This is a genomic window from Acidaminococcus fermentans, assembly GCF_009696675.1.
Classification (GTDB): Bacteria; Bacillota; Negativicutes; order Acidaminococcales; family Acidaminococcaceae; genus Acidaminococcus.
In genome coordinates this window covers 22928-48231 of sequence record NZ_VULN01000002.1, presented here as the reverse complement: position 1 = coordinate 48231, position 25304 = coordinate 22928, and the positions used below count along the sequence as shown (strand labels likewise).

At 58.2% G+C, this 25304-nt stretch carries 18 protein-coding genes and 2 other annotated features; of the genes, 8 read left to right on the top strand and 10 right to left on the bottom strand.

The features are described from left to right. The first annotated feature begins 200 nt into the window (after positions 1-200). Both FX155_RS01430 and FX155_RS01425 read left to right on the top strand, forming a co-directional pair. Positions 201-4487, top strand: a complete 4287-nt coding sequence (locus FX155_RS01430) for an acyl-CoA dehydratase activase-related protein (protein ID WP_154487513.1) — start codon at positions 201-203, stop codon at positions 4485-4487. A gap of 148 nt (positions 4488-4635) precedes the next feature. After that, positions 4636-5757 (top strand): 5-methyltetrahydropteroyltriglutamate--homocysteine S-methyltransferase, encoded by a 1122-nt coding sequence (locus FX155_RS01425; RefSeq protein ID WP_154487511.1) that lies wholly within the window; start codon positions 4636-4638, stop codon positions 5755-5757. A 38-nt stretch (positions 5758-5795) separates the two neighbouring features. On the opposite strand, the gene FX155_RS01420 is transcribed toward FX155_RS01425, so the two are convergent. Continuing rightward, on the bottom strand, positions 5796-7685 hold the full coding sequence (locus FX155_RS01420; RefSeq protein ID WP_195839596.1) for a YadA-like family protein: 1890 nt from the start codon (positions 7683-7685) through the stop codon (positions 5796-5798). Between the two features lie 157 nt (positions 7686-7842). Between FX155_RS01420 and FX155_RS01415 the strand changes: the two genes are divergently transcribed. After that, complete coding sequence (locus tag FX155_RS01415; protein WP_154487507.1) at positions 7843-9348, top strand: ArnT family glycosyltransferase; 1506 nt, start codon at positions 7843-7845, stop codon at positions 9346-9348. A 30-nt stretch (positions 9349-9378) separates the two neighbouring features. Here the strand turns inward: FX155_RS01415 and FX155_RS01410 are convergent, their stop codons facing one another. From FX155_RS01410 to ilvB (FX155_RS01395), 4 genes are all read right to left on the bottom strand, one after another. Then, positions 9379-9939, bottom strand: a complete 561-nt coding sequence (locus FX155_RS01410; protein WP_022487960.1) for a methylated-DNA--[protein]-cysteine S-methyltransferase — start codon at positions 9937-9939, stop codon at positions 9379-9381. A gap of 99 nt (positions 9940-10038) precedes the next feature. Then, positions 10039-11289, bottom strand: a complete 1251-nt coding sequence (locus FX155_RS01405) for an ATP-binding protein (protein WP_154487505.1) — start codon at positions 11287-11289, stop codon at positions 10039-10041. Further along, entirely contained in the window at positions 11286-11849 is a 564-nt protein-coding gene (ilvN, locus tag FX155_RS01400) for an acetolactate synthase small subunit (protein ID WP_022487958.1), read from the bottom strand. The genes FX155_RS01405 and ilvN (FX155_RS01400) overlap by 4 nt, the downstream gene beginning before the upstream one ends. Before the next feature lie 12 nt (positions 11850-11861). Continuing rightward, positions 11862-13559, bottom strand: coding sequence for a biosynthetic-type acetolactate synthase large subunit (ilvB, locus tag FX155_RS01395; protein ID WP_154487503.1), 1698 nt, complete (start codon positions 13557-13559; stop codon positions 11862-11864). Between the two features lie 145 nt (positions 13560-13704). Beyond that, positions 13705-13944 (bottom strand) — a binding site (T-box leader). Between the two features lie 238 nt (positions 13945-14182). Here ilvB (FX155_RS01395) and FX155_RS01390 point away from each other — a divergent pair. The 5 genes from FX155_RS01390 to ilvN (FX155_RS01370) all read left to right on the top strand — a co-directional run bounded on the left by FX155_RS01390 (position 14183) and on the right by ilvN (FX155_RS01370) (position 20053). Beyond that, positions 14183-15688, top strand: a complete 1506-nt coding sequence (locus FX155_RS01390; protein WP_022487956.1) for a sensor histidine kinase — start codon at positions 14183-14185, stop codon at positions 15686-15688. After that, positions 15666-16352 carry a response regulator transcription factor gene (locus tag FX155_RS01385; RefSeq protein ID WP_022487955.1) on the top strand — a complete coding sequence of 229 codons (687 nt, stop codon included), beginning with the start codon at positions 15666-15668 and terminating at the stop codon, positions 16350-16352. The genes FX155_RS01390 and FX155_RS01385 overlap by 23 nt, the downstream gene beginning before the upstream one ends. 131 nt (positions 16353-16483) lie before the next feature. Continuing rightward, positions 16484-16723: a binding site (T-box leader), on the top strand. 82 nt (positions 16724-16805) lie between these two features. Then, the gene (ilvC, locus tag FX155_RS01380; RefSeq protein ID WP_022487954.1) at positions 16806-17816 is read left to right on the top strand and encodes a ketol-acid reductoisomerase; all 1011 of its coding nucleotides are present in this window, start codon (positions 16806-16808) and stop codon (positions 17814-17816) included. A 39-nt stretch (positions 17817-17855) separates the two neighbouring features. Next, entirely contained in the window at positions 17856-19553 is a 1698-nt protein-coding gene (ilvB, locus tag FX155_RS01375) for a biosynthetic-type acetolactate synthase large subunit (RefSeq protein ID WP_154487501.1), read from the top strand. Then, entirely contained in the window at positions 19550-20053 is a 504-nt protein-coding gene (ilvN, locus tag FX155_RS01370) for an acetolactate synthase small subunit (RefSeq protein WP_154487499.1), read from the top strand. The genes ilvB (FX155_RS01375) and ilvN (FX155_RS01370) overlap by 4 nt, the downstream gene beginning before the upstream one ends. A 25-nt stretch (positions 20054-20078) precedes the next feature. Here ilvN (FX155_RS01370) and FX155_RS01365 read toward each other — a convergent pair whose 3' ends face one another. The 5 genes from FX155_RS01365 to FX155_RS01345 form a co-directional block, all read right to left on the bottom strand. Further along, positions 20079-20648, bottom strand: coding sequence for a DNA-3-methyladenine glycosylase I (locus FX155_RS01365; RefSeq protein ID WP_154487497.1), 570 nt, complete (start codon positions 20646-20648; stop codon positions 20079-20081). Between the two features lie 112 nt (positions 20649-20760). Then, on the bottom strand, positions 20761-21834 hold the full coding sequence (leuB, locus tag FX155_RS01360; RefSeq protein WP_022487950.1) for a 3-isopropylmalate dehydrogenase: 1074 nt from the start codon (positions 21832-21834) through the stop codon (positions 20761-20763). Beyond that, on the bottom strand, positions 21834-22316 hold the full coding sequence (locus tag FX155_RS01355; RefSeq protein WP_022487949.1) for a 3-isopropylmalate dehydratase small subunit: 483 nt from the start codon (positions 22314-22316) through the stop codon (positions 21834-21836). The genes leuB and FX155_RS01355 overlap by 1 nt, the downstream gene beginning before the upstream one ends. After that, entirely contained in the window at positions 22313-23578 is a 1266-nt protein-coding gene (leuC, locus tag FX155_RS01350) for a 3-isopropylmalate dehydratase large subunit (protein WP_022487948.1), read from the bottom strand. Before leuC ends, FX155_RS01355 begins: the two co-directional genes overlap by 4 nt. Before the next feature lie 317 nt (positions 23579-23895). Further along, positions 23896-25302, bottom strand: coding sequence for a WG repeat-containing protein (locus FX155_RS01345; RefSeq protein ID WP_022487947.1), 1407 nt, complete (start codon positions 25300-25302; stop codon positions 23896-23898). Between the last annotated feature and the right edge of the window lie 2 nt (positions 25303-25304).

Here is a 25304-nt window from a genome sequence, read left to right as displayed (position 1 = left end):
TCTGTCATTGTATCACAATTATCCTTTCAGGGCCTTATGCCCCCAACACCGGGCTTGGAGGGAATCCTCTGCCCCCTTCACTCTGCACTGCGATAAGGGTTTCATTCAGGACCTGCTGCCACATACCCTATGTTGGATTAACCACTGGAGTTCTCCGGGATTTGTGCTATAATTAAATACACTTTAAGATGAGGTGCATTATGAGTACGTATCGTGTAGGTTTAGACATCGGGTCCACCACGTGTAAAATCGTCGTGCTGGACAATCATTCCCATGTGGTGTTTTCCCGCTACAAGCGGCACCAGGCCAATGTGGCTGGCGTTTTGCGGGAAGAACTGCAGACTTTGCGTTCCCAGATCGGAGCCGCCAGCCTGAAGCTGAAGATCACTGGTTCCGTGGGCATGGGGGTGGCGGAAAAATTCAACATTCCTTTTGAACAGGAAGTCATCGCCGCCACCAAATTCGTCAAAGCCAAATATCCGGACGTGGCCACCCTGATCGACATCGGCGGCGAAGACGCCAAAATCGTGTATATTAAAAAAGATGGCAGCTGTGATCTGCGGATGAACGGGAACTGTGCCGGTGGCACCGGGGCCTTCCTGGATCAGATGGCTGTGCTGTTGGGGATTCCCATCGAACAGCTGAACGGGCTGGCGGAAATGGCCCAGCACGTCCACTACATCGCTTCCCGCTGCGGAGTTTTTGCCAAAACGGATATCCAGAACCTGCTGGCCAAGAACGTGAGCCGGGAAGACATTGCCATTTCCATTTTCCATGCAGTGGCGGTCCAGGTGATTTCCACCCTGAGCCACGGCTGCACCATCGAGCCCAAGATCCTGCTCTGCGGCGGTCCTTTGACCTTTATGCCCGCTCTGCGGAAGGCTCTCATGGACTGTCTCCAGATCCCCTATGTGAATTTCGTGGTGCCGGACAACGCCAATCTGATTCCGGCCTACGGCACTGCCCTCAGTGCGGCAGACGCTCCTTCCATCACTTTCGACCAGCTGGTGGAAAAACTGGAAAGCGCTCCCAAAGTGGCCGTCCGGTCCGATGACATCCTGCCTCCCATTTTCAAATCCCCGGAAGACTATGCCGCCTGGAAAAAGGCCAAGGAAGCGGACGCCATCCAGCTGACCCCTCTCACCCCGGAAACCGACGCAGTCTATGTGGGCATCGACTCCGGCTCCACCACCACCAAGCTGGTGGTTACGGACCCGGAAGACCGGATCCTGTACACCCATTACGGGCCCAACAACGGGAATCCCATCGGCGCCGTCCAGGAAGCCTTCGAAGCGTTCTATGCAGAATGCCTGAAGGTGGGAGCCAACCCCCGGATCCTGGGCAGCTGTTCCACCGGCTACGGGGAAGACCTGATCAAAGCCGCCTTCGACCTGAAGACTGGCATCATCGAGACCATCGCCCATTATCTGGCCGCCCGGAAAATCCACCAGGACGTTTCCTTTATCCTGGACATCGGGGGCCAGGACATGAAGGCCATTTTCGTGGACCACGGGGTCCTGAACCGGATGGAACTGAACGAATCCTGCTCCTCCGGCTGCGGCACCTTCCTGGAAACCTTCGCCAAGGGGCTGAACTATTCCGTCAGCGACTTTGCCAAACTGGCCTGTGAAGCCAAGGAACCCTGCGACCTGGGTACCCGGTGCACGGTGTTCATGAACTCCAAGGTAAAACAGAGCCTCCGGGAAGGAGTCACCATCGGGGACATTTCCGCCGGTCTGGCCTATTCCGTGATCAAGAACTGCCTGTACAAGGTGCTGAAGCTCCAGAACACCCATGACCTGGGGAACGACATCGTCCTCCAGGGAGGCACCATGAAGAATGATGCGGTGGTCCGGGCCTTCGAACTGCTGACCGGCACCACTGTCCACCGGAGCAACATCCCGGAAATCATGGGAGCCTACGGCTGTGCCCTGTTTGCCCGGAGCCGGGCGGAAGGGGAAGCCACCCTGGATGACATGATCCATGTGGCCAACTACACTGACAGCCAGCTCCAGTGCCACGGCTGCGAAAACAACTGCCTGATCAAGAAGTACAACTTCAGCAACGGCAGCATCTATTATTCCGGGAACAAATGTGAGAAATTCTTCACCAACAACGGGGAAGACCACAAGCCCGGAGAAAACATCTACGACTACAAATACAAGCTGCTCTTCGACCGTCCGGTAAACGAGGATGCCCAGCGGGTCATCGGGATTCCCCGGTGCCTGAACATCTACGAGGATTATCCCTTCTGGCATGCCCTGTTCACCACCTGCGGCCTGAAGGTCCAGCTGTCCGATCCCTCCACCTTCAAGAACTACGAAGGCGGGATCCACGATGTGATGAGCGACAACATCTGCTTCCCGGCCAAACTGGTCCACGGCCACATCAACAACCTGATCCGGAAGCGGGTGAACCGGATCTTCATGCCCTATGTGATCTACGAACGGCAGGATGACAAGCGGCAGCTGAACAGCTACAACTGCCCGGTGGTCTCCGGCTATTCCGACGTGATCAAAAGCGTGGTGAACACGGAGATCCCCATTGATTCCCCGCCCATCAACTTCCAGGATGAATCCCTGCTGAAGAAGCAGATTCGGAAATACCTGAGCTACATCGGCTTTGACCGGTTCACCGCGGACAAGGCCCTGAAGGCGGCCCTGAAGGCCCAGGAAGAATACGGCCGGGCCATCAAGGCAAAGAATGAGGAAATTCTCCGGAAAAGCCGGGACAATAAACAGCTGACCATCCTGCTGGCAGGACGTCCCTACCATACGGACCCCCTGATCCAGCACAAACTCAGCGAATCCATTGCAGCCATGGGCATCAATGTGATCAACGAGGACCTGGTCCGGGATGACAGCACCATCACCATCGATGATTCCTATCTGGTCCGCCAGTGGGCCTATATCAACCGGATTTCCAAGGCTGCCGACTGGGTGGCCCGTCAGGACAACAGCGTCCACTTTATGGAAATGACCTCCTTCGGCTGCGGCCCGGATGCCTTCCTCCAGGACGAAGTCCGGGGCATCCTCCAGCGTCACGGGAAGGCCCTGACCCTGCTGAAGATCGACGATGTGTCCAATATCGGCTCCCTGAAACTGCGGGTCCGGTCCGTGGTGGAAAGCATCCGGTACAACCGGGATGCCAAATTCACTTCCACCCCCTTCGAACAGCCTCCCCGCTTCGAAAAGAGCATGCGGGACTACACCATCCTGGCTCCCTATTTCACTCCCTTCATCTCCCCGCTGATCCCTTCGGTGATGAAGAATGCAGGCTTCCATGTGGAAACCCTGCCGGAAAGCACTGTCCAAAGTGCGGATCTGGGGCTGAAATTCGCCAACAACGAAGTATGCTACCCGGCCACCCTGGTGGTGGGGGACTTTATCCGGGCGCTCCAGTCCGGGAAATACGACCCCTCCCACACGGCTGTGGCCATTACCCAGACCGGCGGCCAGTGCCGAGCCTCCAACTATTTCGGTCTCATCAAGCACGCCCTGATTTCTGCCGGGTTCAAGGACACCCCGGTGCTGTCCCTGGCCACCAGCAAGAACATCCAGAACGACCAGCCGGGGTTTGAACTGAACTGGCTGAAGATTGCCAAGATCACCGTTTCCACCGTATTGTTCTCCGACTGCCTGGCCAAGTTCTTCAATGCCTCCGTAGTCCGGGAAACCGTAAAGGGCAAGGCAGAAGAACTGAAGGACAAGTACCTGGATCTGGCCAAGAAGGAAATCGAAGCCAACAGCTCCAGCGGCCTTCTGAAGCTGCTGAAGGAAGCGGCGGCGGAATTCAACGACCTGGCCAAACCGGATGTGCGGCTGCCCCAGGTGGGGATCGTAGGGGAGATTTACCTGAAATTCAACGCCTTCGCCCATAAGAACATCACTGGCTGGCTCATGGAGCATTCCATCGAAGTGATGCCGCCTCTCCTGACACCCTTCTTCATGCAGGCCTTCGTGAACCGGATCACCAACCGGAAATTCGGCCTGGAACGGCACCATATGCCCAATGTGATCGCCGATGTGCTGTACATGTGGGTGAACAAGCAGGTGAAGAAGTTCAACGAGATCGGTGAAGAATTCCGATACTTCACTCCCATCGAGGACATTTTCGAACTGGCCAACGACGGGAAGAACATCATCAACATGGCCGCCCAGTTCGGGGAAGGGTGGCTGCTGCCGGCGGAAGTGGTGAACTTCGCCAAGCACGGCATCGAGAATGTGATCAGCCTCCAGCCTTTCGGCTGCATCGCCAACCACATCATCTCCAAGGGGATTGAAAAGAAGATCAAATCCCTCTATCCCCACATGAACCTGCTGAGCCTGGACTTCGACAGCGGGGTCAGCGACGTGAACGTGACCAACCGGCTGCTGCTGTTTGTGGAGAACATCCGCACCAGCGCCGCCCCGGCTCCCGCTCCCAAAGCAGAAAAGAAAAAAGGCTTCTTCGACGAGAATCTGGCGAAGAGGGAGATCATGATTTAAAGAAAAGGCCTGCTGCCGGCGCAGCAGGCCTTTTTTGTTATTCCCAAAATCTATAGCAACCGGTTGTTTTTCTGCATTATCCAAATCCCTATGCGTATGCTATACTTTTCCCATGAACAAAATGTGAATGATGTGGGAGGATATATTCATGACTGTAAAGAACAAACCGCCTTTTCGGTATGATATTGTAGGGAGCTTTCTGCGGCCGGCTGCTTTGAAGGAAAAACGGGAGGCTTTTGCCGCCGGGACCATCACTGCCGCTGACCTGAAGGCTGCGGAAGACGAAGCCATCCGGGACCTGGTGGCCAAGGAAAAAGAAGTGGGACTCCGGGCCGTTACCGACGGGGAATTCCGCCGCCGGTACTGGCACCTGGATTTCCTGACGGAACTGGAAGGAGTTACGGAGATTTCCGCAGAAAACTGGTCCGTCCATTTCAAAGGGGCCCAGCCCAAAGCCCGGACTGCCAAGATCACCGGTCCCATCAGCTTCGGCAGCCACCCCTTCCTGGACCATTTCCGGTTCCTGAAGGAAGCGGCCGGGGACACCCTGGCCAAAATGACCATCCCCTCTCCCAGCATGCTGCACCTGATCTGCTGCGTCCGGGAAAAACACTATGAACCCATTCCCCAATACCAGGACCAGAACCGGCTGTTCACGGACATTGCCCTGGCCTACCAGCAGGCCATCCGGTCCTTCTACGCTGCCGGCTGCCGGTACCTGCAGCTGGATGACACCAGCTGGGGAGAATTCTGCGACGCAGACAAGCGGAAAGCCTATGCAGAACGGGGCTTTGACCTGGATGAACTGGCCAACCACTATGTGGATATGATCAACCGGGCCCTGGAAGCCAAACCGGAGGACATGACCATCACCATGCACATCTGCCGGGGGAACTTCCGTTCCACCTGGTTCTCCAGCGGCGGCTACGAACCGGTGGCGGAAACCCTCTTCGGCCGCTGCCATGTGGACGGATTCTTCCTGGAATACGACAGCGACCGGGCCGGAGGCTTCGAACCTCTCCGGTTCATCAAAGATCAGCAGGTGGTCCTGGGCCTGGTGACCTCCAAGACCCCGGAACTGGAAAAGGAAGAAGACATCATCGCCCGGATCCGGGAAGCGGAAAAATACGTACCCCTGGACCAGCTGTGCCTGAGTCCCCAGTGCGGTTTCTCCTCCACCGAAGAAGGGAACCTGCTGACGGAAAAAGAACAGTGGGCCAAGCTCCGTCTGATCCGGTCCATTGCGGAAAAAGTCTGGGAAGATGCGTGAAAACAAGGGGCTGTTGCATACGCAACAGCCCCTTTTCCTTACCGTTCTTTTGCAGTCAGCTGATCGATCAGGGCACTCTGGCGGTTGACGATGGCTTTCAGTTCTTCCACATTGCTGCGGAGGATGCTGATTTCCCTGGCCATGGCCGTCTTGGAGGTGGTCACTTTGCCTCCTTTGCCCAATTTGAAGGTGACTCCGGCATTGACCATATTCTCGCCTCCGCCGAAGGAGCCTCCCACACTGAACATCACATCTTCCGTGGGCCGGTAATAGGCCCCGATGGCCATGGCATGGGCTCCTGCATAATTGCCGTATCCGGCGGCAAAATCCCATTTGTCATCCGGATCAAAGTCCAGGGGCTGGAGAGCTGCCAGCGCGGCGGCCCCGGCACCCACCCGGTTCACCCGGGCATCCAGTTTGTTCAGAGAGTTCCCCAACTGGGTGATGTTCTGCCGATTTTCCTGGACCATCTGGTTGGTGGCGTGAAGCTGGCTGCCGTTCACTGCATCGGTAGAGGCAGCCGACACTTCACCAGGTGCCAGTCCCGTAATGGACAGACCTTTCATATCCATACCCTTTCCATCCAGCACCGGGCCCTTTTCCCCGATGGTCACACTGTCCACCTTGATGTCCGGTTTCAGATGGATGTGGATTTTGTCCACAGTCCGGCCATTTTCGACTGTAGTGGAACTGGAAGCCGTATGGATGTTGTCCCCGCCCAGTACCTTGACGGTGCCCCCGTCGTTGAGTTTGGCGGTATTCCCATCGTCGGTGGCAAAATCCACCTCGTTGGCCACGTAACCTACATGGACCGGACCTCCGTCGTCAGTTTCCGGTTCCGCCACCGCCCGCAGGGCAGCTCTGGCCGGTCTGAGTTCCGGCTCATCCTGGGTGCCGGGAAGCTCACTGGGGTCGGACAGGATATGTACCGTTCCATGTTCGTTGCTCAATCCGTTGAGATTGGCTTTGATGGTGTATTCCGTTCCCCGTTTCTCCACAATGATCCCTTCTCCGGCATGGATGGAGATCCGGGCATCGCTCATGGCTTCCTTCAGCTGGGCTACGTTCACGGCATCCGTATCTTCCGTGCCGGCAGCCAGGTTGATGATCTGCCGGGTCCGCTGGGGAATCGGCCTGCCGTTTTCATCCTGATCCTGAGGCCCAGCTCCTACGGACACGGCGCCCCACGAGGACTGCCAGGCAGGAGACGAATCGACCATCTGGCCGTATACGGGATGGTAGCCCTGCCAGCCCGCTTTCCGGTCGGCCACGGATTCCATGCCCAGAGCCACGGACCCGGAGGCAACAGCACGGCTCAGGATACCGGCAGCCGTTCCCCCTTCTCCTTCTGCCAGACTGGCGGCTCCCACCGCCGTCCCCCGCAGGCCGGCTCCACTGGCATACCCCAGGGAAGTGGCAAATTTCTCAGTGGCTTTGCTGAAGCCGCCCAAAGCTGTGGAAGCCAGTCCGGAAGATTCAGAATAGGCGCCTACGGCGGTGGAATGATCCCCGGCCGTGCCTCCTTCATACATGCCGTTGGCCATAAGGCCGATGCTGGTGCTGTATGCCCCTTTGCTCTTGGCCTGCTGCCCCAGGGCCACGGCCCCTTCTGCAGTGGCTTCGGAATAACTGCCTACCGCTGTGGTGTACAGGCCTACAGCATGGCTCTGTTCCCCAATGGCAATGGCATTGGTGCCATTGGCTTCTCCCTGGGACCCGGTGCCGATGGCAATGGCATCCAACCCTGTGGCCCGGGATCCGTTCCCTACGGCCAAAGCCCGTTCCCCTTCTGCATGGGCATCATTGCCCAGGGCGGTTGCCCCCATGGTCCCATCGGCATAAGCCCCGGCCCCTACTGCCAGGGAATCGGTTCCCTTGGCTCCATCATTGAGATAATTCCGGTCCCGGTTACCGCCTTCCGGATTCACTTGGAATTTTCCGTATTTTATTTTTCCTCTTCCTGTCATACCAGCAGTCGTACGTACAGCTGTCCTCCTTTTCTTTAATCAATCCTTCGATTGTGTTTAATTTTCCTTTAAGATTCCCTTCTATACTGAAACCATCAAGATATGGGAGGATCCGGATATGGAATATTGGGAACATGACGACAATCCGCTGCTGGGCTTTTATCATCGGCACTGGCCTGCTTTTCTGCTTCTGCTGCTGAGCCTGGTGCTGTTCTTTGCCGGCAACGGACAGCTGCTGATCACCGATCCGGTGGAATCCAACTATGTCCTTACCGCCAAGGAGATGCTGGCTTCCGGGGACTGGCTTTCCCCCCGGATCTACGGAAACTACTGGTATGACAAACCCTGGATGTTCTACGGAGAACTGCTGGCGGCCTTCCAACTGTTTGGAGAGACTTCCTTTGCCGCCCGGTTCTTCCCGGCGGTTTTCGGCACCATCGGGGTGCTCCAGACCTACTGGTTCACCCAGAAGCTGTACAGCCGGAATGTGGGATTCCTCAGTGGTCTCATTATGGCCACCAGTGTGGAATATTTCTACCTGGCCAAGGCGGTGATCACCGACATGACCCTGTTTGTTGCCATAGATGGAGCCCTGATGCTGTTCTACCTTGCCAAGACAGAAAAACGGCCCCGTCTGTATTACGGAGCCTATGTCCTGGCCGGGGTGGCCATCCTGACCAAAGGGCCTCTGGGTCTGGTGCTCCCCGGCCTGATCATCCTGGCCTACCTGGCCGGGAACCGAGATTTCAAGACCCTGGCCCACATGAAGCTGTTCCGGGGGATCCTGCTGGCTCTGGCCATTGCCGCCCTTTGGTACGTCCCCATGACACTTCTCCACGGTTTCGCCTTCCTGGACGGGTTCATCGGGGTCCACAATGTGCTCCGGGCCACGGTGTCTGAACATCCCCGGAACAACACCTGGTGGTATTACTTCCTGATTTTCCTCATTGGCTGCTTCCCCTGGAGCCTGAGCCTGCCCTGGCTGTGGAAGAAGTACGGGAAGACCCTGAAGGAACGGATCAAGACCCGGACCTTCTGGAAGAGCCTGGACGACCAGCAGCGCTTCCTGTTCCTGTGGGTGCTGGTCACCTGGTTCTTCTTTGAATGCATGGCCACCAAATATCCCACCTACACCTTCCCCTACCTGCCCCCGCTGGCCATAGGCCTGGCCTGTGCCGTCAGCCGGCTGGATTTCCAGTACTGGGTGAAACGGGCAGCCGCGGCCATGGTCCTGCTGTTCACGGTGCTGTCTTTTGTGCTGGCCGCCCCTTTGTGCCGCCAGGCTTCCGCCTGGGATGTAGCCCAGCTGGTTTCCGTCCATCATGTGCCCGGGGTGCCGGTGTACGTGTACGGGGGCCGGTATCCGGTTTCCTTCACCTATTACAGCAAGATTCCCGCTCCCCGGCTGGTAACCCGGCAGCGGCTGCAGCAGATGCGGCCGGAAGGAATCAACTGGAACGCCAAGAACATGATGCCCTTCCAAGCCCTGGAAGATCTGCCGAATACGGGACGGCTCATTGTGCTGGTGGACCAGAGCAGCCAGAAAGACTTCCTCCAGCAGGTCCCGGGAGACTGGGAGAAGCTGGGAGAAGGAGGACGCTGGACCGTGTGGGGAAGAAACTGAATCTCCTGGAAGCAAAAAGGACTGTCCCTGTTACAGGGCAGTCCCTTTTTTCGGTATGGTGAAACCGGAGGCTTTCAGATCGATTCCTTCATGTTCCAGCAGCCACACTTTCCGGGGCATACCGCCGCCGTATCCGGTCAGGCTTCCGCTGGTCCCCACCACCCGATGGCAGGGAATAATCAAGCTGATGGGATTGTGGCCCACCGCTCCTCCCACGGCCTGTGCCGACATCCGCTCCTTTCCCTCCCTCCGGGCCATTTCCCGGGCAATGGCGCCATAGGTCATGGTCTTTCCGTAAGGAATGGTCAGCATGATCCGCCCTACCTGCTGCCGGAAATCACTGCCGGACAGTTCAAGGGGAGGCGTGAAGCCTGGATCTTTCCCCTGGAAATACAGGTCCAGCCAACGCCGGGTTTCCTGGAATACAGGGAGATCCGGCCGTTCTTCCACACCGTCTTCGTTTTTCATCCGGATTTCTTCATACTTCTCTCCCTGGAACCACAGCCCGTTCAGTTTTTCTCCATGGCTGCTCAAGAGGATGGTCCCCAAGGGACTTTCCACCTTATCCATATACAACACCGTCTTTTTCATGGTTTTCCCTCCTGTTCTGCCTTTATTGTACCAGAAAAAAAGAAAAAACCGGCGGTTATCAGACAGGAAAAAGGGGCTGCTGCAGACGCAGCAACCCTCTCAATGATTCCCCAGATACCACTGGACGAACTGTTTGGCAATCCTTCCGTTCCGGCCGGAGTGTTCCATTTCCCACCGGACCCCTTCCACCCGGAGTTCTTCCGGGGACAGCTGGATGCCTTCTTTCCGGAGTTCGTGGTCGATGATGGCCAGGTATTCCTGCTGGGTGGGAGCCCCGAAATGGAGGATCAGCCCAAACCGGTCGGACAGGGAAATGGATTCGTTGGTGGCGTCTTCCCGGTACACTTCCGCCTCCAGGTCGTCACTCCGGTCCGTCCAGGTTTCCTTCAGCAGGTGCCGCCGGTTGCTGGTGGCGCACAGCATCACATTGTCCGGCTGGGGAGCAGCCCCTCCGTCAATGGCGGATTTCAGGTACTTGTATTCCTTTTCGTTCTCATCAAAGGACAGGTCGTCGAAGAAGAACAGGAACCGGTGGCTGCGGATCTTCCCGGCCCGTTCCATGGCTTCCGCCAAGAGCTGGAGCTGATCCCGCTTGATCTGGACCAGACGCAGGCCCTGGGCACTGAACAGGGGGATCAGGGCCTTGATGGAGGTGGACTTCCCGGTGCCCCGGCTGCCCGTGGACAGCACATTGTTGCAGCCCCGGCCGGCCATGAACTGCCGGGTATTGGCCAGGAGCTTCTCCTTCTGGTCCTCATAACCCAGGATATCGTCCCAGGCGTAATGGGGAAAGTCGGCAATCCCCTGGAACCGTCCTTTGGCATCCAGGCAGAAGGCTTCATACCGGGCCATTTTTCCCCGGCCGTACCGCTGGTAATGGTGGAGCAGCAGCCGGGCCTGTCCGGCGGCTTCAGGGGTTTCTTTCAATTGCCGGGCCAGCTGGCTTTCCAGGTTCTCCCGGGCCGGCCGGCTGGGTTCATAATGGTCATAGAACCCGTCCTGGAACACCGCCTGCCCGGACAGGTCCAAAAAGGGACGGAGGGCCTCCAGGTCCCGGGTGAGAGCCGCCAGAAGGCCGCTGCCGGCGGTGCCCCGGTTTTCCGCCACCTGGGCGGCCAGGTTGTCCCCTTCTGCCAGGAGATGGAAAAAGTATCCCTGCCACAGGTTCCCGGCAAGGCCCAGCTCTTCAGCGGCGGCCAGGACAGCTTCCCGGGCCCGGGCCAGGTGTTTCTCCCGTTCCGGATGGGCCTGGGCTTTGGCCAGGCTGTGGATCACCGGATCCCGGCGAAGGTTCCGGAGGACGGACAAACGGGCAAACAGGCGGAAATCCGCGGTCTGGTTCTGGCTCATGGCTGTTCTCCTTTCCTTTCAGCCGGTTCCGTTTCTTCCGGCCGAGGTGCGGCCAGCAGGCTGTCCTTCACCGTCTGGGGCCCCCGTCCCAGGGCAATCTGGCCGGTGGTGGCGATTTCCAGGACGGTGTAGCTCCGGAGCATCTGCTTTAAGGCCTCAATATGATCCTGTCGTCCCGTAAGCCGGAAAATCAGGGAATCCGGATACACATCCACGATCTTGGCATGGAACAGGCCAGCAATGTTGGTCAGTTCTTCCCGGATCTGGGGGGTAGGGGCGCTGACCTTGATCAGGGTCAGTTCATAGCTCACCAGGGGGGCATCATCCAGGTTCACCACCTTGATTACATCGATGAGATGGCTCAGCTGGTGGATGGCCTGGTCCAGCTGGAACCGGCTTTCCACTCCCACCACCAGGTTGATCCGGCTGATTTCCGGGATTTCCGTGTAGCCTACGTTCAGGCATTCTATATTGATGTTCCGGCGGGCGATGAGTCCGGCCACATGGGACAGGACTCCCGGCCGGTTGTTGACCAGAAGGGCGATATGCTGCCATTTCATGGGTTTTCCTCCTTATTTCTCTTCCGGGCCCAGGATCATCTGATCCAGCCCTTTGCTGCCCGGGACCATGGGATAGACCCGTTCATCCTCGGGAATGGTGATTTCCAGCAGGGCGGATCCCTCCGACCCAAACAGGAACTCCAGACCTTCTGCCAGCTCTTCCGGCCGGGAAATGCTCCGGGAAGGGATCCCCATGGCTTCCGCGATTTTGGCCATGGAGGGCTTCCGGATCAGTTTGGTCTGGGAATACCGGCCTCCCCGGAACAGGCCCTGGAGCTGGCGCACCATGCCCAACTGGCCGTTCCGCAGGACGATGGTCTTCACCTGGATGCCGTAGGTGGGCAGGGTGGTGAATTCCTGACAGTTCATCAAAATGCTCCCGTCCCCGGTAATCAGGAGGACGGTTTTGTCCGGTTCCCCCACTTTGGCTCCCAGGGCGGCAGGAAGGCCGAACCCCATGGTGCCCAGCCCTCCGGACGTAAGGAAATGCCGGGGCTGTTCCGTAGGGAAGAACTGGGCCGCCCACATCTGGTGCTGGCCCACGTCGGTGACCACAAGGGTGTCCTGGGGAGCCCGGGCCGCCGCCTGTTTCAGGGCGGTTTCCGGAGAAATCCCCCCGGTGCACCCATGGGCGCTGCAGGGGACCTCCCGTTTCATTTCTTCTCCCTGTTCCCGCCAGGGAGCCGTCTGCTCTTTAACGGCTTCTGCCAGAGGTTCCACCAGACTGGCAAAAAGGGGCAGGGATTCCTGGAGATCGCCGGGCACCGCCACCTGGACCGGGATGATCTTGTTGATTTCCCCCGGTTCCACATTGAAATGGACGATCCGGGCCGCCGGGGCAAACAGGCTGGCCTTGGCGGTGGACCGTTCGTCGAACCGGACCCCGAAAGCCAGCAGCAGGTCACAGCCGGATACTGCCATATTGGCGGCGTAGCTGCCGTGCATCCCCAGCATCCCCAGGTTCTGGGGGAGGGAATCGGGCACGGCCCCTTTCCCCATCAGGGTGGTGACCACCGGGATCCCGGTTTTTCGGGCCAGTTCCGTAAGCACTCCTCCGGTGCCAGACAGGATCACCCCGCCTCCGGCCATGATCACCGGACGGTGGGCCCGGCAGAGGGCTTCCGCCGCCCGCCGGACATCGGACTGCCGGGGATGGAGACTCCCCTGGTAGCCCAGGAGATGGACCTCCTGGGGATACTGGAAATCCAGTCTGGCATCGAACACGTCGGTGACGATGTCGATGAGCACCGGTCCCGGCCGGCCGGTCCGGGCAATGTAAAAGGCTTCTTTCAGCACCTGGGGCAGGTTCTCCACCTTCCGGACCAGATAGTTGTATTTGGTGATGGGAGTGGTGATCCCTGCGGTGTCCGCCTCCTGGAAGGCATCCTGACCGATCAGGGAGGTGGCCACCTGACCGCTGATAATCACCAGGGGAATGGAATCCATGTTGGCGGTGGCAATCCCCGTCACCATGTTGCAGACCCCGGGGCCGCTGGTGGCAATGCACACCCCCACCTTTCCGGTGGCCCGGGCGTACCCGTCCGCCGCGTGGATGGCCCCCTGTTCGTGGCCGGTGAGAATATGGGGAAAGTTGGTTTTGTAAATGGCATCATACAGGCCCAGTACGGCCCCTCCCGGGTAGCCGAAAACCACCGGGACCTGTTCTGCTTTGAGACATGCAAGGATGGCTTCTGCGCCGGTCATTTCCATAAGAGGTCCTCCTTCAACGCTGTTTCCTTTTCAACTGGGCCCTGGTATCGTGGCCCTGATCCTTTTCAATGGGTTCTGGTATCGGAACCCGGGTGGGGAAAGTCGATTTGACGGTGGCCGCAGAAATAAAAAAAATCCGTCCCTCCAAAGGGACGGAAAAATCCGCGGTACCACCCTGTTTCCCCGGTCCATTGCTGGTCCGGGACACTTTGCCACGTACAGTCATACGCGCTTCCGGTAACGGGGAACACCGTCCAGGCCTACTGCACTGCTTCAGCCTGTCTCCTCCGGGACCAGTTTCCTCCAGGTTCCCCTGATGGCTCGCACCTGCCGCCATCTCTCTGTCAGCTTCCCCCGGACTACTCTTTCCCCTCATGGGATTGGGATTTGAAATTGTGAATTGTCGCTATTTTATCTCCCGTGAGGACGCTTGTCAATATCTTTTTGTGTTTTTGTTGCATTCTCCTGTTTTTTATTTTTTAATTGTAAAGAAAGAAACAGCCCATAAACTCTTTCGAAACAATCTTTCCTTCCATTCGGAGGCCCCAGGAAAAATGCTATAATATGAAGACATTCAAAAAGAAAGGAGCCTCCCGCTTTTCCCGGGCGGGACTGTGGAACCTATGCGCTGGAAAGACCTTCCCATCCGGAAACGGCTGCTGGCCGCCAACTATCTGATGATCCTGACCCCTGTACTCTGCTTCATGGTGCTCAGTGTGGGGATTTTCTGGATCTTTGGTATAGAAAACCTGAACCGTGCCAGCGTCCTTTCCTTCATCTGGCCGGAAAGCGGCCCCACTCTGTCCATCCAGTTTGAACTGACCCGGCTCCGGGTCCGGTCAGACCATTACAACCCGGACAAACCCAAACCTCTGCTGCTGGTCAGTGACCATCTGGAAGACCAGGGGCTCCGGGTACTGCTGGAACGGAACGGCCAGCCCTTCTATGTGACGGAAGGGCAGCAGCCGGAGGAAATCCGCACCGCCACTCTCCAGCAGGTACCGGAAGGCCGGGGTGGCATCAGCTGGGGAAAAAAAGGAGTGGCCTTCTACTACCGTTCCCTCCAGACCGGCGTGGAAACCTATGTGGTGGGGGCTGACCCGCTGGTGGAAACCGACGACCGGTTCGCCATGCACTCCAAGGAACTGTTCAAGGGCAGCTTCGTAGGAGCCTTCCTGCTGGTGATGCTGACCGCTGCCCTGGCAGGCCTGGCTCTCAGCCGGCTTATGGCCGTCCAGCTGCTGAAGCCTTTGAACAAACTCCGCCGGGTGGCCGCCCAGGTGAGCCGGGGAGACCTGGATACCCCGGTGAAAGCCGACAGCCGGGATGAAATCGGAGACACCCTCCGGGCCTTTGAGACCACCCGGCTGGAACTGCGCCATGCCCGGGAAAAACGGGAGCAGTATGACCGGAGCCGGAAGGAAATGCTGGCAGGGATCGCCCACGACCTGGCCACCCCTCTCACCAAAATCCAGGGCTATGCCTCCGGGCTCCAGGACGGGATCGCGGACACCCCGGAAAAACAGCAGCGGTACCTCCAGAAAATCCTGGAAACCACCGAAAGCATGGCCAAACTGAACCAGACCCTGTTCCTGTTTTCCAAACTGGATCTGGACCAGGTTCCCTTCCATTGGGAAACGGTGGATCTTTGCGCCTGTCTGAAGGACTATGTGGAGGAACAAAAGGATCACTGGGAACAGAACGGCCTCCAGGTGACTCTGGAAAGCACCCTGGACCGGGCCCCTGTGAAAATGGACCGGGACCAGTTTGCCCGGGTGCTGGACAACCTGCTGAGCAACAGCTGGAAATACAAAACGGAAAAAACCGGCACCGCCCAATTCCACCTGTTCTCTGACGGAAAGAACCGGGTACGGCTGGAACTGGCGGACAACGGATCCGGGGTGGCACCAGACCAGCTGGACCGGATCTTTGAAAGCTTCTACCGGACGGACCGGGCCCGGAGCCATGTGTCCGCCGGCAGCGGCCTGGGCCTGGCGGTGGTCCGGAAAATCGTGGAAACCATGAAGGGAAAGATCTGGGCGGAGGCCAATCAGCCCAGGGGCCTGAAAATATGCATGGAATTTTCTTTGGAGGAGAATGGGAACAATGGAAAAGATCCTGATTGTTGAAGATGACAGGGATATAGCGGAACTGGAACGGGATTATCTGGAAGCCAACGGCTATCAGGTGGAAATCGCCCCGGACGGCCCCTCCGGGGAAAAGAAAGCCCTGGAACCAGAGGTGGATCTGGTGCTGCTGGACATTATGCTGCCGGGGCTGGATGGGTTCCAGGTGTGCCGGCAGATCCGGGAAAAGCGGAACATCCCCATCCTTATGGTGTCCGCCCGGCAGGAAGATGTGGACAAGATCCGGGGCCTGGGCCTGGGCGCCGATGACTATATCGTGAAGCCCTTCAGCCCGGGAGAACTGGTGGCCCGGGTAAAGTCCCATCTCCAGCGGTACCGGCAGCTCACCGGCCAGAAAGCCGCCAGCCCGGTGCTCCAGCGGGGAGGCCTGACCATCGACCGGGAAGGCCACCGGGTCTATGTGGACGGGAAAGAAGTGATCATGCCCAACAAGGAATTCGCCCTGCTGCTGTTCCTGGCGGAACATCCGGGGATCGTGTTCAGCAAAGAGACCCTGTTCGAGCGGATCTGGGGAGAAGATTCCCTGGGGGACACGGCCACGGTTTCCGTCCACGTGAACCGGATTCGGGAAAAGATCGAAACCTCCACCACCAAACCGGAGTACATCGAAACCGTATGGGGCGTGGGCTACCGGTTCCGGAAATAGAAAAACGGCTATTACATTCTTTACACTTTTTATTTTCGTTTTGTGCTTTTGGAACTTTTTTAAAAATCATGTTGACAACTGTTCTTGTGCAATGTATACTGACACCATCCTTTTCAAACCAAGTGAACAAGGCAAATCCCATGAAGGGAACGAGTACTTTGCCTCCCGTTTCTCCCAGAGAGCTGACAGATGGTGAGAGCCAGCAGAAACCGGCAAACGAAAATCCTCCCCCAGGAGCCTGCTGAAAAACAGTAAGCACGGACGGCTTTCCCCCGTTAACCGGAACGCGTATGATAGTACGTTGCAGAGCGCTCCAGGCCAGCAATGGCCGGAGAACCAGGGTGGTATCGCGGAAACTTTCCGTCCCTATTTTCATAGGGACGGATTTTTTTATACGAAAAACCCCTGCAGCGTATCCCCATTTTATTTCTATTTTCAAAGGAGATGTTTCCCATGGCAAAAGTATTTTATGACAAGGACGTTAACTGGAGCGTACTGAAAGACAAGACGGTGGCCGTCATCGGCTACGGCAGCCAGGGCCATGCCCATGCCCTGAACCTGAAGGAAAGCGGCGTCAACGTGGTGGTGGGCCTGTACAAAGGCAGCAAATCCGCCGATGTGGCCCGGGCTGCCGGCCTGGAAGTGAAGACCGTAGCCGAAGCGGTAGCCGCTGCTGACGTAACCATGGTCCTGATCCCTGATGAAAAGCAGGCCGATGTGTACAAAGCCGAAATCGCTCCCAACCTGAAAAGCGGCAGCGCCCTGGCTTTTGCCCATGGGTTCAACGTCCATTTCAAGCAGATCGTCCCTCCCGCTGATGTGGACGTGTTCATGGTGGCTCCCAAAGGTCCGGGCCATCTGGTCCGCCGGACTTTTGTAGAAGGGGGCGGCGTCCCTGATGTATTCGCAGTGGAACAGGATGCCACGGGCAAATGCTTCGACCTGGCCCTGGCCTATGCCAGAGGCATCGGCGGCACCCGTGCCGGGGTCATCCAGACCACCTTCCAGGAAGAAACGGAAACTGACCTGTTCGGGGAACAGGCTGTCCTGTGCGGCGGCATCTGCCAGCTGATCACCAACGGATTCGAAACCCTGTGCGAAGCCGGCTATCAGCCTGAAATCGCCTACTTTGAAACCTTCCATGAAATGAAACTGATCGTGGACCTGATGTACGAAGGCGGCATGGCCAAAATGCGGAAATCCATTTCCGACACCGCCGAATATGGGGACTATACCGCCGGCCCGAAAGTGGTGACCCAGGATTCCAAAGCTGCCATGAAACAGGTTCTGAAGGATATCCAAGACGGCACCTTCGCCAAAGACTGGCTGCTGGAAAACCGTGCCGGCGGCCGGGCTCACTTCCTGGCCATGCGCCGTCAGCATGCGGAACATCCCATCGAAAAAGTCGGGGAAAAACTGCGCAGCATGATGCCCTGGCTCCATGAAAACGACAAAAACGAGTAATCCACAACCATTCCAGCTTTAAAGGAGGCAGGGGAAACCATGAAAATCACCGGTGCAGAAGCCGTCATCGAAAGTTTGCGAAAAGAACAGGTCCAGGTTGTCTTCGGCTATCCTGGAGGGGCCGTACTGAGCCTGTATGATGCTCTGTACCGGATGAAATTCCCCCATATCCTCACCGGCCATGAACAGGGGGCCGTCCATGCAGCGGACGGCTATGCCCGGGCCACCGGGAAAGTGGGTGTCTGCTTTGCCACCAGCGGTCCCGGAGTCTGCAACATGGTCACCGGCATTGCCACCGCCAATATGGATTCCATCCCTCTGGTGGTGATCAGCGGCCAGGTGGCCACCCATCTCATCGGCCGGGATTCCTTCCAGGAAGCGGACATCTCCGGCATCACCACCCCCATCACCAAGCACAACTACCTGGTGAAAAAGGTTCAGGACCTGCCCCGGGTGCTGAAGGAAGCCTTCTACATCGCCCGGAGCGGCCGGCCGGGACCGGTGCTGGTGGACGTGGCCAAGGATGTGTTCGACACGGCCTTTGACTACGAATATCCGGAAACCGTCTCCCTCCGGGGGTATCAGCCCCTCCAGGAAGGCCGGGAAGAAGAAGTGGACCGGGCCCTGGAGGCTCTCCGTAAGGCTCACCGTCCCCTTTTGATGGTGGGCGGCGGAGTGGTCCTGTCCGACACTGCGGACACCCTCCGGCAGATCGTCCAAGCCGCCCAGCTGCCGGTGGTATACACCCTTATGGGCAAAGGAGCCATCCCCGATGCCTGGGAGGAAAACCTGGGCATGGCCGGTATGCACGGCACCTGGACCGCCAACATGGCCATCACCCAGTGTGACCTGCTGCTCACAGTGGGAGCCCGGTTCGACGACCGGGTCACCGGCTCTGTGGCCAACTTCGCTCCCAAAGCCCGGATCGTCCATTTCGACATCGATCAGGTGGAGATCAACAAGATCGTCCACGCGGATCTCAGTGTGAACGGGGATCTCCGCTGGTCCCTGCCCGCCTTCTGGAAGAAATTGGAAGCCGCCCCCATTCCGGCGGTCCAGACCGTCACCTGGCGCCAGGAGCTCCAGGAAATGAAGGCCGGCCATCCTTCCGGTACCCGTCCTTCCTCTGACAGAGGGCTTTCTCCCCAGGTAGTGCTGGAACAGCTGGCCCAAAAGGCCGGTCCCGATTCCATTGCCGCCACCGATGTGGGCCAGCACCAGATGTGGGCCGCCCAGTTCTACCCGGTTTCCCAGCCCCATCACTTCATCACTTCCGGAGGCCTGGGGACCATGGGCTACGGTCTGCCCGCCGCCCTGGGAGCCAAGCTGGGGGCTCCGGACAACCCGGTGGTGCTCATTACCGGAGACGGGAGCATCCTGATGAACTGTCAGGAATTCGCCACCCTCCACAAATACGGCATTGCCGTAAAGACCGTCGTCCTGCGGAACAACACCCTGGGCATGGTCCATCAGTGGCAGGGCATGTTCTACCAGGGCCATTTTGCCGAATCCGACCTGACGGCCAATCCGTCCATTGCAGGGATTGCCCAGTCCATGGGCGTACCGGCCTGGACAGTGGAAACGGAAGACCAGCTGCCGGAAGCCCTGGACAGACTTTTTGCCCAGGACGGCCCGGCCCTTCTGGAAGTGACCATCCCGCCGGACGAAAATGTCTACCCCATGGTCCCTGGTGGGAAGAAACTGGATGAAATGGTAACAGGAGGCGAACAATCATGATTCGACAGCATCTGGCCATCCTGGCCGACAACAAGCCCGGGGTCCTGACCCATGTAGCCGGACTGATCAGCCGCCGGGCCATCAATATCGAGTTCATCAACGCCGGCTATACGGAAGAACGGGACGTGACCCGGATCAACATCGTGGTGTCCGTGGAGGACCGGTACGAGCTGGACCAGGCCATCAAACAGCTGGCCAAGCTTATCGATGTGATCAAGGTGGTGAACCTGGACGACGCTCCCTTTGTGAGCTACGAACTGGCCATGATCAAAGTCAGCGCCCCCACCCCCCAGGCGCGGGAAGAGCTGACCAACCTGGCGGACCTGTTCCATGCCAAAGTGGTGGACGTGCAGAAAAAGTCCCTGGTGCTCCGGCTCACCGGCCGGGAAGACCACATCGACGCCCTGCTGGAAGTCCTGGAAGACTACCAGATCATCGAAATCGCCCGGACCGGGCAGATTTCCCTGGGACGGGGGCTGGTGCCGGTGAAGAAGATGTAAATGAAAAAAGGGGGTGTGAATTTTTTCACACCCCCTTTTGCTGCTCCAGCCAGCACCCCTTCTCGTGGCTCCAGATGACTCCTACGGCCTGGAGGAGAGAGTAGACCACCGTGGTGCCCACGAATTTCATACCCCGCTTCTTCAGGTCTTTGGACAGGGCATCGGACAGAGGGGAATGGGCAAGACCCGTTTCCCGGATGGTCTTTCCTTCCGTCCAGTGCCACAGGTACCGGTCGAAGTTCCCCCATTCCTTTTGGATGGCCAGGAACACCTGAGCATTGGTCACGGCGGCCCGGATCTTCAGCCGGTTCCGGATAATGGCGGGATTTTGCCGGAGAGCTTCTGTTTTTGCTTCCGTATAGCCGGCAATGATTTCCGGATCGAAGCCGTCGAAGGCCTGCCGGAACCCTTCCCGCTTGTTCAGCACACATTCCCAGGAAAGACCGGCCTGAAAGGTTTCCAGCAGCAGCATCTCAAACAGTTTCCGGTCTTCATGGACCGGCCGTCCCCATTCCTCATCATGGTACCGGATGTACCGGGGATTGTTGGGATTGGCCCAGAAACACCGTATTTTCCCGTCCGCCCATTGGGTCATAATTTTCATCTCCTTCATCAAAAAAAGCTGCCTTTCCAGGCAGCTTTTTTCCTTCGGCCGCTGACCCTTGACAGCTGACCGCTGACGGTCTGTTGCCCAGGCAGCAGACCCCTTATTTTCTCACCGCTTCCGCCACCAGTTGGCCCATTTTCTTCGTGCCTACGGTGGTGAGTCCTTCTCCGGCCAGGTCCGGAGTCCGGTAGCCGGCTTTCATCACCTCGTCCACGGCCCTTTCGATGGCCCGGGCGGCTTCTTCCTGATGGAGGGAATAGCGCAGCAGCATGGCAGCAGACAGGATGGTCCCCAGGGGATTGGCAATGTCCTTTCCGGCAATGTCCGGGGCGCTGCCGTGGATGGGTTCATAGAGCCCGGTGCCGTCCCCCAGGCTGGCAGAAGGCAGGAGCCCGATGCTGCCGGCAATGGTGGAGGCTTCGTCGCTGAGGATATCCCCGAAAATGTTGTTGGTAAGGATTACGTCGAACTGTTTCGGGTTCAGCACCAGCTGCATGGCGCAGTTGTCCACATAAAAATGGTTCAGTTCCACATCAGGATACTTGGCCTCATGGATTTCTTCCACGATTTTCCGCCACATCCGGGAGGCCCCCAGCACATTGGCCTTGTCCACGCTGGTCACCTTGCCCCGGCGCAGCCGGGCTGCCTCGAAGGCTTTCACGGCGATCCGTTCCACTTCCGGACGGGTGTATTTTTCCACGTCAGAGGCGGTTTCCACCCCGTCCACCAGGGCAGCTTCCCGGTGTTCCCCGAAATAGATGCCCCCGGTGAGCTCCCGGACGATGACCAGATCGGCCCCTTCCGCCCGTTCCGTCTTCAGGGGAGACAGATGGGCCATGTAGGGCCGCACCTGGACCGGACGCAGGTTGCAGTAGAGTCCCAGGGCCTTCCGGATGCCCAAAAGGCCCTTCTCCGGCCGTTTGGTCACGTCTTCGATATGATCCCATTTGGGACCCCCTACGGCCCCCAGCAGGACCCCGTCAGCAGCCTTGGCGCTGGCGATGGTTTCTTCCGGCAGGGGAGTGCCGAACTGGTCATAGGCACAGCCCCCCATAAGCTTATGATCGTAGGAAATGTCCAGGCCGAACACTTCCGCCGTTTTCTTCAGGACTTCCAGAGCCGCATCGGTGATTTCAGGGCCGATGCCGTCCCCGGCCAATACAGTGACTTTCATCAGGCATGGACTCCTTTCACATAATTGATGAGACCGCCGGCTTCGGCGATTTTCCGGACAAAGGCTGGCAGGGGATGGGTCTTGATGGTCAGGTTCTTGTTCACCACATGGATTTCTCCCTTGTCAAAATCCACTTCCACCTGGTCCCCAGCCTGGATCTTTTTGGCTTCTTCCCCGATTTCCAGCACCGGCAGGCCGATGTTGATGGCATTCCGGTAGAAGATCCGGGCAAAGCTTTCCGCAATGATGCAGGCGACCCCTTTCTGCTGGATCACAATGGGGGCGTGTTCCCGGGAAGACCCGCAGCCGAAGTTCCGGCCGGCCACCATAATGTCCCCGGGTTTTACATTGGGGGCAAAGGTGGTGTCGATGTCTTCCATGGCATGTTCACTCAGTTCCTTGAAATCGGAGATGTTCAGGTAGCGGGCGGGGATGATTACATCCGTGTCCACATGGTCTCCGTAACGCCATACTTTACTCATTTCAGTACCTCCCTGGGATCAGTGATGTGACCGGTAACGGCGCTGGCAGCAGCCGTCAGCGGGCTGGCCAGGTAGACTTCGCTGTCCACATGGCCCATGCGGCCCCGGAAATTCCGGTTGGTGGTGGAAACGCACCGTTCCCCGGCAGCCAGGATGCCCATGTAGCCGCCCAGGCAGGGTCCGCAGGTGGGAGTGGAAACCGCTGCACCGGCTTCGATGAAGATATCCAGCAGCCCGTTGTCCATGGCCCGTTTGTAGATTTCCTGGGTAGCCGGGATGATGATGCACCGGACCCGGGGATCCACTTTCCGTCCCTTCAGGATCCGGGCGGCGGATACCAGATCCTCATACCGTCCATTGGTACAGGACCCGATCACCACCTGGTCAATGGCCAGGTCTTTGCCTTCCGCTGCCGGATGGGTGTTTTCCGGCAGATGGGGATAGGCCACCACCGGCACCAGCTTGTCCAGTTCGATGGTGATGGTCCGGTCGTAGACCGCATCCTCATCGGCTTCCACCGGTTCCCATTCCCGGGTGACTCCCCGTTCCTTCAGGTATGCCCGGGTCTTGTCATCCACCGGGAAGATGCCGTTTTTGGCCCCGGCTTCAATGGCCATGTTGCAGATGGTGAACCGGTCCGCCATGGCCAGTTCCCCTACTCCTTCTCCGAAGAATTCCAGGGACTGGTACAGGGCACCGTCCACCCCGATCATCCCGATCAGGGTCAGGATCACGTCCTTGCCGGAAATGTAGTCCGGCTTTTTGCCGGTGAGCACCACTTTGATGGCCTTGGGGACCTTGAACCAGGTCTGGCCGCTGGCCATGGCTGCCCCCAGGTCCGTCTGGCCCACCCCGGTGGAGAAGGCGTTGACAGCCCCGTAGGTGCAGGTGTGGGAGTCAGCCCCGATCACCAGTTCCCCGGGAGCCACCAGCCCGCTGTCCGGCACCAGGGCGTGTTCGATGCCCATCCGGCCCACTTCGAAATAGTTGGTGATGTTATGCTTCCGGGCAAAATCCCGCATATGCTTGCACAGGGTGGCGGATTTGATGTCCTTGGGAGGAGAGAAATGATCCGGCACCAATGCGATCTTGTCCTTGTTGAATACCGGACGGCCGATTTTGTCGAATTCGTCAATGGCCGGAGGCCCGGTAATATCGTTGGCCAGGGTCAGGTCAACCTGGGAAACCAGCAGTTCCCCTTCTTCCACCTCCGGACGGCCGGCATGCCGGGCCAGGATTTTCTGTGTTCTTGTCATTCCCATACGTATTCCCCTCTCTTGCACAAAAAGCCCCTACCTGCTGCAAAGCAGATAGGGGCGAATGGACGCGGTACCACCCTATGTTGGGTCTCATTCAGCTTAACGCACTGTGGACGGCAGGGACTACTGGTCTTTCCCCCCTGCGGCTCCCGGGTGAGAGGAATCCTCGAAGCTTACCGGCTCACACCCGCCGCCGGCTCTCTGGAAGTTTCTGCGATTCCGCTCCCGTTCATTACCTGTGTTTGTTTGAAATGGTATGGTTTACATTATGCCACTGCACTCTGTTTCTGTCAATAGTTTTTTGTAGCCGATTTGAAAAATCAGTCGAAAATTCCAGCCTTGTCATATTGCGGAGAGATTACGACCTTTGCATTTTCATCCACATAGCCCCATTTCTTCTTTTGGGCGTCCTTGTAGGCCGCCCGGTCCGCTGTCAGAGGCCCCAGCTCCCGGAGCTCGGACCGGAAAGGGGCCACCGGATTCCCGGTTTTGTCGATGATCCCGCCTTTTTCCTTTTCCACTGCTGTGGTCCGGTCCTGGAAGAAATTCTGGACACTGTCGAACCGGTTGGGGATCACCACTTTGTTGGTCTCGTCGATGAACCCCCACTTTTTGTCCGACTGGAAGGCGGCCAGTCCCTCACTGAAGGGCAGCAGGGCATCGTAGGCTGCCGGGATCACCACCTGGCCTTTGGCATCCACCATGCCCCAGTGGCCCTCGTCCCGGATGAGGGCCAGTTTCCCGTAGAAGGGGGACACAAAACTGTAGGTGGGGGAAATCACTTCCTGGCCTTGTTTGTTCACATAGCCCCGGTACATACTGGAGGGCATCACTGCTCCCGGAGAGATGCCGATGCTGCCACCCCAGCCGTGATGATGGTGATGATGGTGGTAGCCGTAATCTCCCCAATAGGGACCCCAGCCCGGGCCCACGCCCCAGTAGGGACCGCCCCAGCCCCAGCCGTCTCCCCAGCCCCAGCCGATGGAGATGTAATCCAGGAAGCTGTGGCTGGCCCGGCGGACACCCACTTCCGCCAATCCATTGTCCTGGAAGTCCCCTACGAAGGCATAAGGCTTCAGTTTGGCGTATTTCTTTCCCTGGGTATCCATGAGCCAGCCTCCGTCCACCACGGCCACCCCCTGGTGGAAGTCCCCGGCCTTTTTCACGCTCATGCTGGGCAGCAGGCTCCCGTCCTTCCGGATATAGAACCACTGGCTGTCTTTTTTCACCGCGGCCAGCCCTTCGCTGAAGCTGCGGACTTCCTTGTACTGGGCAGGGATCACCAGTTTCCCGGTTTTGTCCGCAAAGCCCCATTTGCCCTGGGTTTTCACCGGGGCCAGCCCTTCCTGGAAGGCCCGGGCCTCTTCCCATTCCCCGGGAAGCCTGGCTCCCTGGAGGGTGTAGAAATTCCACTTCTTTTCCGTCACGCCGCCGATGATTCCTTCATTGATATCGGTGATCTTCTTCAGGGTGGGGGCCAGCAGCTGCTTTCCCTCCCGGTCATAAAGGCCGTATTTTCCCTTCAGCTGGACCAGGATCGCCGGATCCTCTTTCGGATCCCCCACTGCGATTTTTTTATAGACCAGGGGCAGGATTTCCTTCCCTGCCCGGTCGATCACGCCCTGCTTTCCGTCTTTCTCCACCACGGCCACATGGTCGGCGGCAAAAGCCGTCTGCCCCAAAGCCAGAGAAAGTCCAACCAGCAGAGCCATCTGTTTTCTGTTCATAG